Source organism: Cellulomonas sp. IC4_254, from assembly GCF_011603975.1.
In the GTDB taxonomy this organism is placed as follows: Bacteria; Actinomycetota; Actinomycetes; order Actinomycetales; family Cellulomonadaceae; genus Cellulomonas.
Genome location: NZ_JAANNB010000070.1, coordinates 1 through 16,877 on the forward strand (window position 1 = coordinate 1; position 16,877 = coordinate 16,877).

Consider the following 16,877-nt stretch of genomic DNA (forward strand, 5'->3'; position numbering starts at 1 on the left):
GGTGCCGGCCAGCAGCCGGGCGAAGGCGTCCTGCGCCGCCGCCAGCGCCTCCAGCAGCCCGGTCCCGCCGGCTGCCGCGGCGGTGCCCGGTACGGGGAGGCCGGGGGCGCCGCTGGGGCGCGGTCCGGCCGCGGCTCGGGTCTCGGGCGCGGGCATGGGACCATGGTGGCAGTCCGACCCTGCGAAACCGAGGGAGCACGTGTCCCCGATCCCGAGCGCCGCCCAGGCCCAGCGCATCGCCCCCGCGGCGACCCCGCCGGAGCTGCTGCGCAACTTCTGCATCATCGCGCACATCGACCACGGCAAGTCGACGCTGGCCGACCGCATGCTCCAGCTCACCGGCGTCGTCGAGGCCCGCGCCATGCGCGCGCAGTACCTCGACCGCATGGACATCGAGCGCGAGCGCGGGATCACGATCAAGTCCCAGGCCGTGCGGATGCCGTGGGCGGTCGGTGACACCCCGTACGCGCTGAACATGATCGACACCCCGGGGCACGTGGACTTCACCTACGAGGTGTCCCGGTCGCTCGCCGCGTGCGAGGGCGCCGTGCTGCTGGTCGACGCCGCGCAGGGCATCGAGGCGCAGACGCTGGCCAACCTGTACCTGGCGATGGAGAACGACCTCCAGATCATCCCGGTGCTGAACAAGATCGACCTGCCGGCGGCGCAGCCGGAGAAGTACGCCGAGGAGCTGGCCGGCCTGATCGGCGGCGACCCCGAGGACTGCCTCAAGGTGTCGGGCAAGACCGGCGAGGGCGTCGAGGCGCTGCTGGACCGGATCGTCCAGCTGGTCCCGGCCCCGGTCGGCGACCCGGACGCCCCGGCGCGCGCGATGATCTTCGACTCGGTCTACGACACCTACCGCGGCGTCGTGACCTACGTGCGGGTCAAGGACGGCAACCTCAACCCGCGCGAGCGGATCGCGATGATGTCGACCAAGGCCACGCACGAGCTGCTGGAGATCGGCGTGATCTCCCCGGAGCCCGTCGTGACCAAGGGCCTCGGCGTCGGCGAGGTGGGCTACCTCATCACCGGCGTGAAGGACGTCCGCCAGTCGAAGGTCGGCGACACCGTCACGAACGCCAGCAAGCCGGCCACCGAGGCGATCGGCGGCTACTCCGACCCGAAGCCGATGGTGTTCTCGGGCCTGTACCCGATCGACGGCTCCGACTACCCGGTGCTGCGCGACGCGCTCGACAAGCTCAAGCTCAACGACGCCGCGCTGAACTACGAGCCGGAGACGTCGGTCGCGCTGGGCTTCGGGTTCCGCGTCGGGTTCCTCGGCCTGCTGCACCTCGAGATCATCCGGGAGCGGCTGGAGCGCGAGTTCAACCTCGACCTCATCTCGACGGCGCCCAACGTGGTCTACGAGGTGACGATGGAGGACCGCACGGTGGTCACCGTCACCAACCCGAGCGAGTTCCCGGGCGGCAAGATCCGCGAGGTGCGGGAGCCGATCGTGAAGTCGACGATCCTCGCCCCGAGCGAGTTCATCGGCGCGATCATGGAGCTCTGCCAGGGCAAGCGCGGCGACCTGCTGGGCATGGACTACCTGTCCGAGGACCGCGTCGAGATGCGCTACACGCTGCCGCTCGCGGAGATCGTGTTCGACTTCTTCGACCAGCTGAAGTCCCGGACCCGCGGCTACGCGAGCCTCGACTACGAGCCCGTGGGCGAGCAGGTCGCGGACCTGGTGAAGGTCGACATCCTGCTGCAGGGCGAGCAGGTCGACGCGTTCAGCTCGATCGTGCACAAGGACAAGGCGTACGCGTACGGCGTGATGATGGCGTCCAAGCTCAAGGACCTCATCCCGCGCCAGCAGTTCGAGGTGCCGATCCAGGCGGCCGTCGGCTCGCGCGTCATCGCCCGAGAGACCATCCGCGCGATCCGCAAGGACGTCCTCGCCAAGTGCTACGGCGGCGACATCACCCGCAAGCGGAAGCTGCTGGAGAAGCAGAAGGAGGGCAAGAAGCGCATGAAGACCATCGGCCGGGTCGACGTGCCGCAGGAGGCTTTCATCGCCGCGCTGTCGTCCGATGCGGGTGGCGCCAAGGACGCCAAGGACGCGAAGAAGAAGTGAGCCCGGCGCTCCCGGAGGGGGACGCCGCTCCCGCGGACGGCGCCCTCCCGCCGAGCGTGCGGGACGGAGCGGACCGCCGCGGGTTCGGCGTGTACCTGCACGTGCCGTTCTGCACGGTGCGCTGCGGGTACTGCGACTTCAACACGTACACGGCGACCGAGCTCGGCGGCGGCGCGTCCCAGGTGGCCTACGCGGACACCGCGCTGGCCGAGATCGCGCTGGGTGCCCGCGTGATGCGCGCCGCGGGGCTGCCGGAGCGGCCGGCGTCGACCGTGTTCGTCGGCGGCGGCACCCCGACGGTGCTGCCCGCGGGCGATCTCGTGCGGATGCTCGACGGGGTCCGCGCCGCCTGGGGCCTGGCCGACGACGCCGAGGTCACCACCGAGGCCAATCCCGACTCGGTGACCCCGGAGTCGCTGGCGGAGCTGCGCCGGGGTGGGTTCACGCGCGTGTCGTTCGGGATGCAGTCGGCGGTGCCGCACGTGCTCGCGACGCTGGAGCGCACGCACGACCCGCGGCGCATCCCGGACGTCGTGCGCTGGGCGCGGGACGCGGGCCTGGCGGTGTCGCTCGACCTCATCTACGGCACGCCGGGGGAGTCGCTCGCCGACTGGCGGACCTCGCTGGAGACGGCGCTGGCCACCGGCGTCGACCACGTCTCGGCGTACGCGCTGGTCGTCGAGCAGGGCACGAAGATGGCCGTCCAGGTGCGCCGGGGGGACCTCGCGCTGCCCGACGAGGACGACCAGGCCGCGAAGTACGAGCTCGCCGACGGCCTGCTCACCGAGGCCGGCCTGCGCTGGTACGAGGTGAGCAACTGGGCGCGCACCCCCGCGGACGCGTGCCGGCACAACCTCGCCTACTGGCGGAACGACGACTGGTGGGGCGTCGGCCCCGGCGCGCACAGCCACGTCGGCGGCGTGCGGTGGTGGAACGTCAAGCACCCGCGGGCCTACGCGGCGCGGCTCGCCGCGGGCGAGAGCCCCGCGGCGGGGCGGGAGACCGTCGAGGACGCGTCGGCGCGGCTCGAGCGGGTCATGCTCGGGGTGCGGCTGAGCGAGGGGCTGCCGGTCGACGTGCTCAGCCCGGCCGCGCGCACGCGGGTCGCCGGCCTGGTGGCCGACGGTCTCGTGGACCCCCGGGCCGCGCTGGGGGCCGCGGAGGTGCCGGGGCGGCGGGTGCGCCTGACGCGGCGCGGCCGGCTGCTCGCAGACGCCGTGGTCCGGTCGCTCGCGGACTGACCGCTCGCGGGTCGACCGCCGGAGACGAGTGGAGCGCCCCGCCCGACACGCCGCGGCGTGTCGGGCAGGACGCTCCACCCGGGGGTGCTGCTAGCGCGTGGGGGTCACTTCACCAGGCGCAGGGTGACCGGGTAGCGGTACCACTGGCCCTTGTTGACGGCCACGGCCGCGAGGATCGCGAACACCAGGCTGGCGACCCACACCACGAACGGCAGGAACGCGAGGATCCCGACCGAGACGATGCTGAGGATCCACGCGGCGACGTACGCGATGGTCACGGCGATCTGGAAGTTCAGCGCCTCCTTGGCCTGATCGTCCAGGAACGGGCCACGGCCCTTGAAGACGAGCCAGACGACGAGGGGCGCGAGGAAGCCGAACAGGATCCCGCCCAGGTGCGCGAGCAGCGACCAGGTCTTCTCCTCGTCCGGGCGCAGCGGCTGCTGCGGCTGGGCGCCGTAGGGCTGCTGGGGCTGGCCGCCGTACGGCTGCTGCGGCTGACCGCCGAACGGCTCCTGGGGCTGACCGCCCGCGGGCGGCTGCTGGTCGTACGACATGCGTCTCCTCGTGGGTGCTGCGGGTCCGGGCGGTCGAAGCGTAGCGGTGTGACCGGGTCATTCGTCCCCCTCTGTCCAGGAATGGGCCACCTTGACACCCGGCGGTCGCCTTCGGTTCGCTGACCCGACGGGCGACGCCGAGCCGACCAGGAGGGCACGCGATGACCGAGAACCCCGGCAGCACACCGCCGCGCGACGACGAGCCGCAGCCGCCCCAGGGGCAGCCGCCCGCCGGCCCGCCGCCGGGTCAGCCGTACCCGCCGCAGCAGCCGTACGGCCAGCAGCCCCCGCCCGGCCAGCCGTACCCGCCCCAGCAGCCGTACGCCCAGCAGCCCTACGGCCAGCCGGGGTACGGCCAGCCCGGGTACGGCCAGCCCGCCTACGCCCAGCCCGCCTACGGCGCCCCCACCACGGGCACGGGCGTCGGCGACGCGTTCAGCTGGGGCTGGACCAAGTTCACCCAGCAGGTCGGTCCGTTCCTGCTCGGCGTCCTCGCCTACCTCGTCGTGATCGGCGTGGCCTCGGCGGTGCTGTTCGCCGTGATCCTGGGCGGCACGGTCGCGAGCGTCGACCCGGAGACCCAGGAGCTGCGGAACGGCGCGGGCTTCGGCCTGGTGTTCGGCTACCTGGTGGTCCTGGCCGTGATCCTGCTGCTGTCCGCCTTCATGCAGGCCGGCGTGACGCGCGCGTCGCTGGAGGTCGCGGACGGCCGCCGGATCGAGATCGGGACGTTCTTCCGGTTCGACGAGTTCGGCAAGGTGGTCGTCGCCGCGCTGCTCGTCGGGCTGGGCACCGCGGTGGGCACCCTGCTGTTCGTGATCCCGGGGCTGGTGTTCGCGTTCCTCGCCCAGTTCACGCTGTTCTTCGTGATCGACCGGCGGATGGCACCCGTGGACGCGATCCGGGCCAGCTTCACGCTGGTGACCCGCAACCTCAGCGCGGTCGTGCTGCTGTTCCTGGCGGTCTACGCGGCGAACCTGATCGGCTCCGCGCTGTGCGGCGTCGGCCAGCTGGTGTCGTTCCCCGTCGGCCTGCTGGCGACGACGTGGATGTACCGCCGGCTGCAGGACCAGCCGGTCGCCCCCTGACGCGGGACGGTCGGCGTCAGGGCGCCGTCACGAAGTCGATCAGCTCCTCGACCCGGCCGAGCAGCGACGGCTCCAGGTCGGCGTAGGACCGCACGGAGCGCAGGATGCGCTGCCAGGCGCGGGCGACGTCGGCCTGCTCGTCGGCGGGCCAGCCGAGCTCGCGCAGGATGCCGCGCTTCCACTCGGTGCCGCGCTCGATGGTCGGCCACGCGGTGAGCCCGACGCGCGCGGGCTTCACGGCCTGCCAGACGTCGACGTAGGGGTGCCCGAGCACGAGCAGCGTCCCGGCGGGCACCGTGCGGGCGGCCTCGTCGGCGATCCGCTGCTCCTTGGAGCCCGGCACCAGGTGGTCGACGAGCACGCCGACCTTCTTGCCGGGGCCGGGGCGGAAGTCCCGGAGGGCGTCGACCAGGTTGTCCACGCCGTCGAGCAGCTCGACCACGACGCCCTCGGCCCGCAGGTCGTCGCCCCAGACCTTCTCGACGAGCTCGGCGTCGTGCTTGCCCTCGACCCAGATCCGGCTGCCGATGGCGACCCGCGCGCGCTGGTCGGCGGTCGCGAGGGACCCGGACGCGGTGCGCTTCGGCCCCGTGGGCGCGGTCGGCCGCGGCGGCACCAGCTCGACCGGCTTGCCGTCCACCCAGAACCCCGGGCCGAGCCGGAAGGTGCGGGTCCGCCCGCGCCGGTCCTCGAGGACGACGACGTGCTCGCCGCCGGACTTCTCGACCCGGACGACGGCCCCGACCCAGCCGGTCGTGACCTCCTCGACGACCAGGCCGCGCTCGGCGGGCGTCGGGGTGGAGGTGGGGCGGCGGTGCGTCCTCGGGGACGTCCCGGAGAGCACGTCGGGTCCGTAGTGGTCGGTCACCCGCGGCAGCCTAGGTGCCGACCGGTGGCCCACGTGGTACGACACGACGGTGACGTCGAGCCCCGCGCAGCACCCCGACCGCCCCGGTACCGCGACCCGGCCGGAGCCCGACCCGCACCGGTGGCGCGCCCTCGGGGTCTGCCTGGCGATCGGGTTCATCACGATGCTCGACGTCTCGATCGTGAACGTCGCGCTGCCGTCGATCGAGCGGAGCCTGGACGCCGGCGCGAGCCAGCTCCAGCTCATCGTCGCGGGCTACACGCTGGCGTTCGGCCTGGTGCTGGTGCCCGCGGGGCGGCTCGGCGACGCGCGCGGGCGGCGCGGCCTGTTCCTGCTCGGCCTCACCGGCTTCGCGCTGACCAGCCTGGGCGCGGGCCTCGCCCCGTCGGACGAGCTGCTCGCCGTCGCCCGGCTGCTGCAGGGGATGAGCGCGGGCCTGCTGAACCCGCAGGTGGTCGGCACGATCCAGCAGCTGTTCTCCGGCTACGAGCGCGGGAAGGCGTTCGGCTACTTCGGTGCGACGATCGGGGTGTCGACCGCGCTGGGCCCGCTGCTCGGCGGCCTGATCATCCAGGCGTTCGGCGCCGAGGAGGGCTGGCGCTGGGTGTTCTTCGTCAACGTGCCGGTGATCGCGGTCGTGCTGCCGTTCGCCGTGAAGTTCCTGCCGCGCGGCGCGGTCCCCGGGTCCGCGGGCTCCCTCGGCCCGCGCGGCCGGCCCCGGCTGGACGGCGTCGGCCTCACCGGCGTCGCGCTGACCGCCGCCGCCGTCATGGTGCCGTTCGTCACGACGACGGGGGAGGGCGGCGACGACCCGGCCCGCTGGTGGTGGCTCGCCGTCGCGGCCGTCGTCGGCGTGGCCACCGTGCTGTGGGAGCGCCGGTACCAGCGGCGCACGGGCGCCGCCGTGCTCGACCCGCGGGTGCTCGGCGAGCCGTCGTTCCGGAACGGCGCGCTGCTCGGCATCGCGTACTTCGGCGGGTTCACCTCGGTGTTCCTGGTCGCGACGCTCTACCTGCAGCAGGTCGCCGGGTTCACGCCGCTGCAGGCGGGGCTCGTCAACATGCCGTTCGCGATCGCCTCGGCCGTCTCGGCGCAGCGCTCGGGCCGGCTGGTCGCCAACCGCGGCCGGGCGCTGGTCGTCATCGGCCTGGTCCTGGTCGTCACGGGCCTCGTCGGGACCGACCTGGCGATCCGGCTGGTCGAGCCGCCGGCCGTCGGGTTCGTGATGGCCGCGACCCAGATGGTCGCGGGCGCGGGCAGCGGCCTGGTCATCGCGCCCAACCAGACCCTCACGCTGGCCCGGGTGCCGGTCGAGCGGGCGGGCGTCGCGGGCAGCATGCTGCAGGTCGGCCAGCGGGTCGGCTCGGCGCTCGGCGTCGCGGTCGCGCTGTCGACCTACTACTCGGCGCTGGCCTCGGGCGTCGACGGCAGCGTCGCGGCCGGGCGGGCGCTGCTGCTGACGGTGTCGCTCGTCGCGGTGGCCCTCGTCGTCGGCGTGCTCGACCTCCGGGCCCGGCGGCGGGACGCGGCGACCGCGCCGGCGGACGCGTAGAATTGGCACTCGGTCAGAACGAGTGCCAGGACGAGCGCCGGCCGGGGAGGTGGCGATGAGCGAGGACCGCAGGCTGGACGTGCTGCGGGCGATCGTGGAGGACTACGTCGCCACCCGCGAGCCCGTCGGCTCCCGCGCCCTGGTGGAGCGGCACTCCCTCGGGGTGTCGCCCGCGACGATCCGCAACGACATGGCGGCCCTCGAGGACGCCGGCCTCATCGTGCAGCCGCACACCTCGGCCGGCCGCGTGCCGACCGACAAGGGCTACCGGCTGTTCGTCGACCGGCTGGCGACCATCAAGCCGCTGTCCGCGCCCGAGCGCCGCGCGATCGAGACGTTCCTGGAGGACGCGGCCGACCTGGACGACGTGGTCGACCGCTCAGTGCGGCTGCTCGCGCAGCTGACCCACCAGGTCGCCGTCGTGCAGTACCCGTCGCTGCGCCGCACCGCGCTGCGGCACGTCGAGCTGGTGCCGGTCGGCGACCGGCACCTGCTGGTCGTCATCATCACCGACCACGGCCGCGTCGAGCAGCGCACCATCGAGGTGCCGGACCCGCTCGACGTCGGCACCGTGGCGCGGCTGCGCGTCCGGCTCAACACCGCGGCCGCGGGCCGGCGGCTCGCCGAGCTCGGCACCGCGCTGTCCGACCTGGCCGACGACTTCGCCCCGGTGGACGGCCCGCTCGTGCGGGGCGTCGTCGCCGTGGTCGAGGACACGCTGTCCCAGGAGAGCGAGGAGCGCGTCGTCCTGGCGGGCACCGCGAACCTGGTGCGCGGCGGCGGCGCGGACTTCGCGCACACGATCAGCCCCGTCCTGGAGGCGCTGGAGGAGCAGGTCGTCCTGCTGCGCCTGCTCGGCGAGATGGCCGAGGACGAGGCCGCGGTCTCCGTCCGGATCGGCCGCGAGACCCAGCACGAGGGGCTGGTGGAGACGAGCTTCGTCACCACCGGGTACGGCGGGCCCGACGGCGGGGGGACCGCGGTCGCGCGGATCGGCTCCGTCGGCCCGCTCCGCATGGACTACCCCGGGACCATCGCGTCGGTGCGCGCCGTCGCCCGGTACCTGTCCCGGATCCTCGCCGGATGAGCGCCGGGCGGGCACCGACCCGGGCCCGCGCACGTTCAGCAGACAACGCCCGACCCGCGCACGCGCGCGAGGACGACACACGCACAGGAAGTGACGAGTGAGCGACTACTACGAGGTGCTCGGCGTCGAGCGTGACGCCACGCCCGAGCAGATCAAGAAGGCCTACCGCCGCCTCGCGCGCGAGCTGCACCCCGACGTCGCGGGTGCGGACGCCGGCTCCGAGGACCGGTTCAAGGACGTGTCGCGCGCGTACGAGGTGCTCTCGAACCCCGAGAAGCGCCGCATGTACGACCTCGGCGCCGACCCGTCAGCCCCCGGCGGCGGCATGGGCGGCCAGGGCGGCTTCGGCTTCCAGGACATCTTCGAGACGTTCTTCGGCGCCGCGGCCGGTGCGGGCGCCCAGCGCGGCCCGATCCCGCGGGCCCGCCGCGGCCAGGACGCGCTGCTGCGCCTCGACATCGACCTCGCCGAGGCGACGTTCGGCACGCACCGCGAGGTCCCGGTCGAGACGGCCGTGGTCTGCCCGACCTGCGACGGCTCCTGCTGCCGCCCGGGCACCTCGCCGCGCACCTGCGACGTCTGCGGCGGCCGCGGCTCCGTGCAGCGGGTCGCCCGGTCGTTCCTCGGCCAGGTCATGACCTCCCAGCCCTGCGCTGCGTGCCACGGGTTCGGCACCGTCATCCCCGAGCCGTGCACCGAGTGCGCCGGCGAGGGCCGCGTCCGCTCGCGCCGCACCCTCGAGGTCGACGTCCCGGCCGGCGTCGACACCGGCACGCGGATCAAGCTCACCGCGCAGGGCGAGGTCGGCCCCGCCGGCGGCCCCGCGGGCGACATCTACCTCGAGGTGCGCGAGCGCAAGCACGAGACGTTCGTCCGCGAGGGCGACGACCTGCACTGCACGCTCGAGGTCCCGATGACCGCGGCGGCGCTCGGCACCGTGCTCACCCTCGACACCCTCGACGGCCCGCAGGAGGTCGACCTGCGCCCGGGCACCCAGCCCGCGCAGGTCGTCACGCTGCGCGGCCTCGGCGTCGGCCACCTGCACGCCGGCGGCCGCGGCGACCTGCACGTGCACGTGGACGTCCACGTGCCCACGTCGTTGGACGACGAGCAGGCCGAGCTGCTGCGCCGGCTCGCCGGCCTGCGTGGCGAGGAGCGCCCCGAGGCGCGGCTGTCGGCCTCCGGCGGCGGCGTGTTCGCCAAGCTCCGCGACAAGCTCGCCGGGCGCTGAGGGTGACCGCTCCGGTCTTCCTGGCGGAGCCGGGCGACCTCGACGCGCTCGCCGCCGGGGGCACGTACCTGCTCGCCGGCGCCGAGGGGCGGCACGCGGGCGTCGTGCAGCGCCGGGCGCCGGGGGAGCGGGTCGACGTCGTCGACGGCGCCGGCACCCGGCTGGTCGGCGAGGTCGAGGCCGCCGGGCCCGAGGGCGTGCACCTGCGCGTCCGGGAGCTCGTGGTCGAGCCGGCGCCCGCGCCGCGGCTCGTGCTGGTGCAGGCGCTCGCCAAGGGCGACCGCGACGAGATGGCCATCGAGGCCGCCACCGAGGTCGGCGCCGACGGCGTCGTGCCGTGGCAGGCCGAGCGGTCGATCGTCGTGTGGCGCGGCGACCGTGCCGCCAAGAGCCGGGCGCGCTGGCTCGGCACGGTCCGGGCCGCGGCCAAGCAGGCGCGCCGGGCGCACGTGCCCGGCGTCGACCTCGCGCTGACGACCGCCGCGCTCGTCCGCCGGGCGCGCGAGGTGGTCGAGTCCGGCGGCGCGGTGCTCGTGCTGCACGAGGAGGCGACCACGCCGCTCGCCGCCGCCACCCTGCCCGCGCCCGGGACGACCGCCGACGTGCTGGTCGTGGTCGGGCCCGAGGGCGGGATCGCGGAGCGCGAGCTCGCCGACCTCGTGGACGCCGGGGCGCAGCCGGTGCTGCTCGGCCCGCACGTCCTGCGGACGTCCACCGCCGGCCCCGTGGCGCTGGCGCTGCTCGCGCAGCGGCTGGGGCGCTGGGGCTGACGCGCGGCCCGGGCGGCCGGGCCAGGACCCGGTCGCGAGCGGGTGATCCGGGCGGGGGACGCGCTGACCTGGGCTCACCCGGAGGGCTTGACCCCGCGGGCGATCGGCGGGACGCTGGCCTGCCGCACGCACCGCAGCGCTGATGAGCCGAGGGGGGTCTCATGGGACGGGTGGTCGTCGTGCTGGCCGGCGTGGCCGTGCTGGCGCTCCAGGTGTGGTTGACGTTGTACGCGCAGGTCGTGCTCGCCTACGAGGCCGCCGTCCTCGCCACCGTGCTGGTCGGGGTCGGCCTGCGCGGGTACGTCCGTGCGCGCCGCCGGCGGTCCGGTGCCGAGGCGGCCCGGTGGCCCGACGCGGACGGCATCCCGGTGCCGCAGCCGACGGTGCTCGTCGGCGGCCCGGTGCTCCCGCCCGTCGACGCGGGCCTCGGCGCGCCCCCGGTGCCCACGCAGGTCGAGGACCGCGGCGACCCGCTGGACGACCTGCTGGGCCGCCGCCCCCGCCCCGTGGCCTGACGCCCACCGCGCCCGCCGCGTCGCTCGGCCGCTGCGCCCGCGGCGTCGTCCGTCCGCGAGCGCCTACGAAACACGTCGAGTGCCTATCCACGGGATAGGCACTCGACGTGTCCGGTGTGCAGTCGCCGCAGCCGCTGCACTCGCCGCAGCCGCTGCACTCGCCGCAGTCGCTGCCGTCGCGGCAGTCGGCGCCGCGCGGGGCCGTCAGCCCTCGCGCAGCTCCAGGTAGCGCGCGATCAGCGAGCGCGTCGACGGGTCCTGGCCGGCCAGCGCGTCCGCGTCGCCCTCGACCGCCGGGGCGATCTCGAGCGCGAGCTTCTTGCCGAGCTCGACGCCCCACTGGTCGAACGAGTCGATGCCCCACACCACGCCCTCGACGAACGTGATGTGCTCGTACAGCGCGATGAGCTGGCCGAGCACCGACGGGGTCAGCGCCGGCGCCAGGATCGAGGTCGTCGGGCGGTTCCCGGAGAACACCCGGGCCGGGACGATCTCCTCCGCGGTGCCCTCGGCGCGCACCTCGTCGGCGGTCTTGCCGAACGCGAGCGCCTTGGTCTGCGCGAAGAAGTTCGCCAGGAACAGCGCGTGCACGTCGGTGCCGCCGTCCTTGAGCGGGTGCGCCGGGTTGGCGACCGCGATGAAGTCCGCCGGGATCAGCCGCGTGCCCTGGTGGATCAGCTGGTAGAACGCGTGCTGGCCGTTGGTGCCGGGCTCGCCCCAGAACACCTCGCCGGTCTCGGTCGTCACGGGGGTGCCGTCCCAGCGGACCGACTTGCCGTTCGACTCCATGGTCAGCTGCTGCAGGTACGCCGGGAACCGGTGCAGGTACTGGGCGTACGGCAGGACGGCGTGCGTGTGCGCGTCGAGGAAGTTGACGTACCAGACGTTCAGCAGGCCCATGAGGACCGGCACGTTCTGGTCGAACGGCGTGCTGCGGACGTGCTCGTCGACGGCGTGGAAGCCCTCGAGGAACTCGCCGAACGCGTCCGGGCCGATCGCGATGGCGAGCGAGGTGCCGATCGCGGAGTCGACCGAGTAGCGGCCGCCGACCCAGTCCCAGAACCCGAACGCGTTCTCCGGGTCGATGCCGAACGCGGCGACCTTGTCGAGCGCCGTCGACACCGCGACGAAGTGCTTGGCGACCGCGCCGGTGCGGGCCTCCTCGGTGTCCTCGATCGCGCCGGCGGCGACCAGGCCCTGCCACAGCCAGTCGCGGGCGAGCCGCGCGTTGGTCAGCGTCTCCAGCGTGCCGAAGGTCTTGGACGCGACGATGAACAGCGTCGTCGTCGGGTCGAGGTCCTTGGTCTTCTCGGCGATGTCGGTCGGGTCGATGTTCGACACGAACCGCACCTCGAGGCCGTCCTGCACGTACGGCTTGAGCGCCTCGTACGCCATGACCGGGCCGAGGTCCGAGCCGCCGATGCCGATGTTGACGACGGTCGCGACGCGCTCGCCGGTGACGCCGGTCCACTCGCCGGAGCGCACCTTGTCGGCGAACGCGGCGATCTTGCCGAGCACCTCCTGCACGTCGGCGTCGACGTCCTGGCCGTCGACCACCAGCGGCGGCTCGGCGTCGGCCGGGCGGCGCAGCGCGGTGTGCAGCACGGCGCGGTCCTCGGTGACGTTGATGTGCTCGCCGGCGAACATCGCGTCCAGGCGGCCCTTCAGCCCGACCTGGTCGGCGAGCGCGAGCAGCAGGGACAGGGTCTCGTCGGTGACGAGGTTCTTCGACAGGTCGACGGTGAGGTCGGCCAGCTGCCGGGTCAGGCGCGTCGCGCGCTCGGGGTCGGCGTCGAACCAGCCCCGCAGGTCGGGGATGAACGCCTCCTCGTGGGCGGTCAGGGCGGTCCAGGCGCCGGTGGTGGTGGCGTCGACGGGTGCAGTCACGGCGAGTCCCTCTCGGAAGCAGATCGAACGGGGTCCACCGTATCGAGGCGGGGACCGTGGGCGAACGGGACGTGCGGCCCGGGTCGGGCTCAGCCCAGCGCGGCGCGCACCAGCGGGGCGACCCGGGTGCCCAGGAGCTCGATCGCCCGCAGGCTCTCGCGCTGCGGGACGCCGCTCAGGTCCATCTGGAAGATCTGCCGGTCGTGCCCGAGCGCCGCGTGCAGCGCGATGATCCGGTCCGCGATCTCCTCGGGCGAGCCGACGAAGTACGCCCCGCCCTTGGCGGCCTGGGACTCGAACGCGATGCGGTTCGGGATCGCGAACCCGCGCTCGGCGGCGATCCGGCGCATGGAGTCGAGCCAGTAGGGGAAGAAGAACTCGCGCGCCTGCTTCGCGTCGTCGGCGACGAACCCCATGCCCGCGACCTCGACGCGCTGGGTGGCGGGGTGGTGGCCGGCCTCGGTGTGCGCGGCCCGGTAGAGCCGCACGAGCGGGGCGAAGTCGGCGGGCCGGCCGCCGATGATGGCGTACGAGACCGGGACGCCCAGGCGACCGGCGCGGTCGGACGACGCCGGGTTGCCGCCGGTGGCGACCGCGATGCGCAGGTGCTCGCCGAGGCCGGGCTTGTCGAGCGGGCGCGGCAGCACCTCGGCGGCGTGCAGCGCGGGCCGGAACCGGCCGGACCAGGTGACCGGGTTGCCGCGGTCGATCCGCAGCAGCAGCCGGATCTTCTCCTCGAACAGCTCGTCGTAGTCGTCGAGGGAGGCGCCGAACAGCGGGTATGACTCGATGAACGACCCGCGCCCGGCGAGCAGCTCGACCCGGCCCCCGGACAGCAGGTCCATCGTCGCGAACTGCTGGTAGAGCCGCACCGGGTCCTCGGTCGACAGCACCGTCACGGCGCTGCCGACGCTGATCCGCTCGGTCTGGGCGAGCGCGGCCGCGATCACGGTGGCGGGGGAGGAGATGGCGTAGTCGGGGCGGTGGTGCTCGCCGATCCCGACGTGGTCGAGGCCGACCTGCTCGGCCAGGCGGGCCCGCTCCAGGACGTCGCGCAGCCGCTGCGCGGGGGAGGTGCGGGCGCCCGTCACCGGGTCGGGGTGGACGTCGCCGAACGTGTACAGGCCGAGCTCCATGCCCCGTGCAGCGCGGGGACCGCCCGCGGCATTCCCGATCGGGGCCGCCGCCGGCGCTCTGCGCGGGCCGGATGTCGGGCCCGTGAACGCCCGGTCACGAAGTGGTCACGGTCACACGAACTCCTTGACGGCGGATTAGTAAGGAAGGTCTACTAACAAACATGACGACGACGACGCCGTCCGCCGCTCCGGGCCACCGGGGGGTCGGGCGCACGCTCCGCCCGACGGGCAAGGTGCTCCCCGAGCACGCCCGGGCGCACAACCGGTCGCTCGTCCTCCAGCACCTGTTCCACCAGGGCCCGTCGTCCCGCGCCGACCTCGCGCGCAGCACCGGGCTGACCCGGGTCACGGTCTCGGACCTGGTCTCCGTGCTCATCTCCGAGGGCCTGGTGGCCGAGCTCGGCGTCCGCCCCGAGGGGAAGGTCGGCAAGCCCGCGACGCTCGTCGGGATGCGGACCGAGGAGTACCAGGTCGTGGCCGTCGACCTCGCGGACGACGCCAGCCTGCGCGGCGCGGTCATGACGCTCACCGGCGCGGTCGTCGCGCGGCGCACCGTCTCGCTCGACGGCCGGACCGGCGACGAGGCCGTCGCGGTGCTCGAGGACCTGTGCCGCGAGCTGCTCGCCGCCGCGGACCGCCCCGTCGTGGGCGTCGGCATCGGGTCGCCCGGCGTCATCGACGCGGCCGGGGTGGTCGTGCAGGCGCCCAACCGCGGCTGGTACGACCTGCCGCTGGCCGCGCTGCTCGCCGAGCGGCTGGGCGTGCCGGTGCAGGTCGCCAACGACGCGAACACCCACGCGCTGGGGGAGTACACCTACGGCGGCGCGACCGGCGCCGGCCTGATGGTCGTCACCGTCGGCCAGGGCCTGGGCGCCGGCATCGTGCTGGACGGCGCCCTGGTGCGCGGCCGCGCGCACGCGGCCGGGGAGATCGGGCACGTCACCGTGGTCGACGACCGGGACGTGCGCGCCGGCGACCCCGAGCCCCGGCCGTGCGCGTGCGGGCGCGCCGGCTGCCTGGAGACCCTGCTCTCCCTGCCCGCGCTGCGCCGCGCCACCGCCGGCCGCAGCCCCGAGGAGTCCGACGCGGTCCTCGCGTCGGTCGGACGGAAGCTGGGTGTCGCCCTCGCTCCCGTCGTCAGTGCGCTCAACCTCGCCGAGGTCCTGCTCTCGGGTCCCCCGGAGCTGCTGGACGGAGCCCTCAGGGTCGAGGCGCTCGCCACGGTCCGGGCCCGGACCCTGCCCCTGCTGGGGCAGGACCTCGTGCTGCGGATGGGTTCGTTGGACGAGGACGGGGCGCTCTCCGGCGCCGCGGCCCTCGTGCTGTCCGGTCAGCTCGGGGTCACGTGACGACCCCGAGCCGACCGCTTGCAGTGCCGGTACCACCACCCCCGGCGGGGCTCGCAGGCCCCGCCTCGCATCAGGGAGGAACACCAACGTGAAGATCGTACGGATGGCAGCCGTCGGTGTGGCGGCGGCGCTCGTGCTGACCGCCTGCTCGTCGGGCGACGACGGCGGCTCGACCGGGTCCGACGGGACCCCCGAGGCCGCCGACATCACGCTGTGGCTCAACGGGGCGGACACCCCGGACGAGCTGCGCGACTACCTCAAGACGACCTTCGAGGAGGAGAACCCGGGGTCCACGCTCACCATCGAGGAGCAGGACTGGAACGACGTCGTCACCAAGCTGACGACGGCGCTGCCGGACGCCGAGAACACCCCGGACGTGGTGGAGATCGGCAACACCCAGTCGCCGACGTTCACCACCATCGGCGCGTTCCGCGACCTCACCCCGCTGTACGACGAGCTCGGCGGCGACGACCTGCTGCCCTCGTTCGTCGAGGTCGGCAAGGCGGACGGCAAGAACTACGCGCTGCCGTACTACTTCGGCTCGCGCTACATGTTCTACCGCGCGGACCTCTGGTCCGCCGCGGGTCTGGAGAAGCCGACGACGCTCGACGAGTTCGCGCAGGACGTCGCGGCGCTCAAGACCGACAGCCAGTCGGGCTTCGCGATCGGCGGCCAGGACTGGCGCAACGGCATCTCCTGGGTGTTCGCGAACGGCGGCGAGCTCGCCACCGAGGACGGCGGCGAGTGGACCTCCACGCTGTCCGACCCGAACACCGTCAAGGGCCTCGAGCAGTGGCAGGCGGTCTACCAGGGCTCGTCCAACGTGCCGGCCACCGAGCGCGACGTGGCGTACTGGGACTTCCTGAACGACGGCGCCGACGGCGCCGCCCCGGCCGCCGCGACGATCATGGCGCCGGGCTGGGCCCGCTGGTCGATCGGCGACCTCACCACGAACGACGACGGCGAGGAGGTCCGCGACGGCATGGCCGACGAGTCGAAGTTCGACATCTTCGCCCTGCCGGGCGTCGACGGCGGCATCGCGCCCGTCTTCGCGGGCGGCTCGAACATCGCCATCTCGGCCAAGTCCCAGCACCCGGAGCTGTCCGAGAACCTGCTGCGGATCATCTTCTCGCCCGAGTACCAGCAGATGCTCGGCGAGAACGGCCTCGGCCCGGCGAACTCGCAGTACGTCGACTCGCTCGGCGACGACAAGTTCGCGCAGACGATGATCGAGACCGCGGCGGCCTCCAAGCTCACCCCGGCCGCGCCGGGCTGGGCGGCCGTCGAGGCGGCGTTCGTCTACGAGGAGCTGTTCCAGGCGATCGCCGAGGGCGGTGACGTGACCGAGCTCGCCGCGCAGTACGACGAGAAGATCACGCCGATGCTCAACGGCCAGTGACGTCCTCCCGGCCGCGGGGCACGCGCCCCGCGGCCGGGACCGTCCGGCCACCGCTCGTCAGGAGAGGTGCCATGTCCACCACCGCGGCCCGCCCCGGGCCGCGGTGGTGGACATGGCACC

14 protein-coding genes are annotated in these 16,877 nt (G+C 74.1%); 10 read left to right on the plus strand and 4 right to left on the minus strand.

The features are described from left to right. Positions 1-199 precede the first annotated feature (199 nt). Together lepA and hemW are read left to right on the plus strand one after the other, a co-directional pair. Positions 200-2,080 carry a translation elongation factor 4 gene (gene lepA / locus G6556_RS08865; protein ID WP_346774804.1) on the plus strand — a complete coding sequence of 627 codons (1,881 nt, stop codon included), beginning with the start codon at positions 200-202 and terminating at the stop codon, positions 2,078-2,080. After that, entirely contained in the window at positions 2,077-3,321 is a 1,245-nt protein-coding gene (hemW, locus tag G6556_RS08870) for a radical SAM family heme chaperone HemW (RefSeq protein ID WP_166940494.1), read from the plus strand. The genes lepA and hemW overlap by 4 nt, the downstream gene beginning before the upstream one ends. 104 nt (positions 3,322-3,425) lie before the next feature. Here the strand turns inward: hemW and G6556_RS08875 are convergent, their stop codons facing one another. Next, complete coding sequence (locus G6556_RS08875; RefSeq protein ID WP_166940496.1) at positions 3,426-3,875, minus strand: DUF4870 domain-containing protein; 450 nt, start codon at positions 3,873-3,875, stop codon at positions 3,426-3,428. A 161-nt stretch (positions 3,876-4,036) separates the two neighbouring features. Between G6556_RS08875 and G6556_RS19135 the strand changes: the two genes are divergently transcribed. Continuing rightward, positions 4,037-4,963 (plus strand): hypothetical protein, encoded by a 927-nt coding sequence (locus G6556_RS19135; RefSeq protein ID WP_205693230.1) that lies wholly within the window; start codon positions 4,037-4,039, stop codon positions 4,961-4,963. 16 nt (positions 4,964-4,979) lie between these two features. On the opposite strand, the gene G6556_RS08885 is transcribed toward G6556_RS19135, so the two are convergent. Next, the gene (locus G6556_RS08885) at positions 4,980-5,831 is read right to left on the minus strand and encodes a DUF3097 domain-containing protein (RefSeq protein WP_346774805.1); all 852 of its coding nucleotides are present in this window, start codon (positions 5,829-5,831) and stop codon (positions 4,980-4,982) included. A 49-nt stretch (positions 5,832-5,880) separates the two neighbouring features. Between G6556_RS08885 and G6556_RS08890 the strand changes: the two genes are divergently transcribed. The 5 genes from G6556_RS08890 (at position 5,881) to G6556_RS08910 (ending at position 10,986) form a co-directional block, all read left to right on the plus strand. Next, positions 5,881-7,383: an MFS transporter gene (locus tag G6556_RS08890; RefSeq protein WP_346774806.1), complete on the plus strand. Its 1,503-nt coding sequence runs from the start codon at positions 5,881-5,883 to the stop codon at positions 7,381-7,383. A gap of 55 nt (positions 7,384-7,438) precedes the next feature. Then, entirely contained in the window at positions 7,439-8,470 is a 1,032-nt protein-coding gene (gene hrcA / locus G6556_RS08895; RefSeq protein ID WP_166940502.1) for a heat-inducible transcriptional repressor HrcA, read from the plus strand. 97 nt (positions 8,471-8,567) lie between these two features. Continuing rightward, positions 8,568-9,701: a molecular chaperone DnaJ gene (dnaJ, locus tag G6556_RS08900; protein WP_166940504.1), complete on the plus strand. Its 1,134-nt coding sequence runs from the start codon at positions 8,568-8,570 to the stop codon at positions 9,699-9,701. A gap of 2 nt (positions 9,702-9,703) precedes the next feature. After that, a complete protein-coding gene (locus G6556_RS08905) occupies positions 9,704-10,471 on the plus strand; it encodes a 16S rRNA (uracil(1498)-N(3))-methyltransferase (RefSeq protein ID WP_166940506.1) in 768 nt (255 codons plus the stop codon). Positions 10,472-10,632: 161 nt separating this feature from the next. Next, positions 10,633-10,986 (plus strand): hypothetical protein, encoded by a 354-nt coding sequence (locus G6556_RS08910; protein WP_166940508.1) that lies wholly within the window; start codon positions 10,633-10,635, stop codon positions 10,984-10,986. A 204-nt stretch (positions 10,987-11,190) separates the two neighbouring features. Here the strand turns inward: G6556_RS08910 and pgi are convergent, their stop codons facing one another. Further along, on the minus strand, positions 11,191-12,873 hold the full coding sequence (gene pgi / locus G6556_RS08915) for a glucose-6-phosphate isomerase (protein ID WP_166940510.1): 1,683 nt from the start codon (positions 12,871-12,873) through the stop codon (positions 11,191-11,193). A gap of 89 nt (positions 12,874-12,962) precedes the next feature. Beyond that, positions 12,963-14,009, minus strand: a complete 1,047-nt coding sequence (locus G6556_RS08920; RefSeq protein ID WP_166940512.1) for an LLM class flavin-dependent oxidoreductase — start codon at positions 14,007-14,009, stop codon at positions 12,963-12,965. 161 nt (positions 14,010-14,170) lie between these two features. On the opposite strand from G6556_RS08920, the gene G6556_RS08925 reads away from it, so the two are divergent. Both G6556_RS08925 and G6556_RS08930 read left to right on the plus strand, forming a co-directional pair. Further along, positions 14,171-15,358: an ROK family transcriptional regulator gene (locus G6556_RS08925; protein ID WP_166940514.1), complete on the plus strand. Its 1,188-nt coding sequence runs from the start codon at positions 14,171-14,173 to the stop codon at positions 15,356-15,358. Positions 15,359-15,461: 103 nt separating this feature from the next. Then, the gene (locus G6556_RS08930; RefSeq protein ID WP_166940516.1) at positions 15,462-16,757 is read left to right on the plus strand and encodes an extracellular solute-binding protein; all 1,296 of its coding nucleotides are present in this window, start codon (positions 15,462-15,464) and stop codon (positions 16,755-16,757) included. The last annotated feature ends 120 nt before the right edge of the window (positions 16,758-16,877 follow it).

What these genes read in the sequence shown, in the direction of transcription:
- G6556_RS08920 (WP_166940512.1), bottom strand. Translation starts at nt 14,009, where the DNA reads ATGGAGCTCGGCCTGTACACGTTCGGCGACGTCCACCCCGACCCGGTG.
- G6556_RS08925 (WP_166940514.1), top strand. Translation starts at nt 14,171, where the DNA reads ATGACGACGACGACGCCGTCCGCCGCTCCGGGCCACCGGGGGGTCGGG.
- G6556_RS08875 (WP_166940496.1), bottom strand. Translation starts at nt 3,875, where the DNA reads ATGTCGTACGACCAGCAGCCGCCCGCGGGCGGTCAGCCCCAGGAGCCG.
- G6556_RS08930 (WP_166940516.1), top strand. Translation starts at nt 15,462, where the DNA reads ATGGCAGCCGTCGGTGTGGCGGCGGCGCTCGTGCTGACCGCCTGCTCG.
- G6556_RS08910 (WP_166940508.1), top strand. Translation starts at nt 10,633, where the DNA reads ATGGGACGGGTGGTCGTCGTGCTGGCCGGCGTGGCCGTGCTGGCGCTC.
- G6556_RS19135 (WP_205693230.1), top strand. Translation starts at nt 4,037, where the DNA reads ATGACCGAGAACCCCGGCAGCACACCGCCGCGCGACGACGAGCCGCAG.
- hrcA (WP_166940502.1), top strand. Translation starts at nt 7,439, where the DNA reads ATGAGCGAGGACCGCAGGCTGGACGTGCTGCGGGCGATCGTGGAGGAC.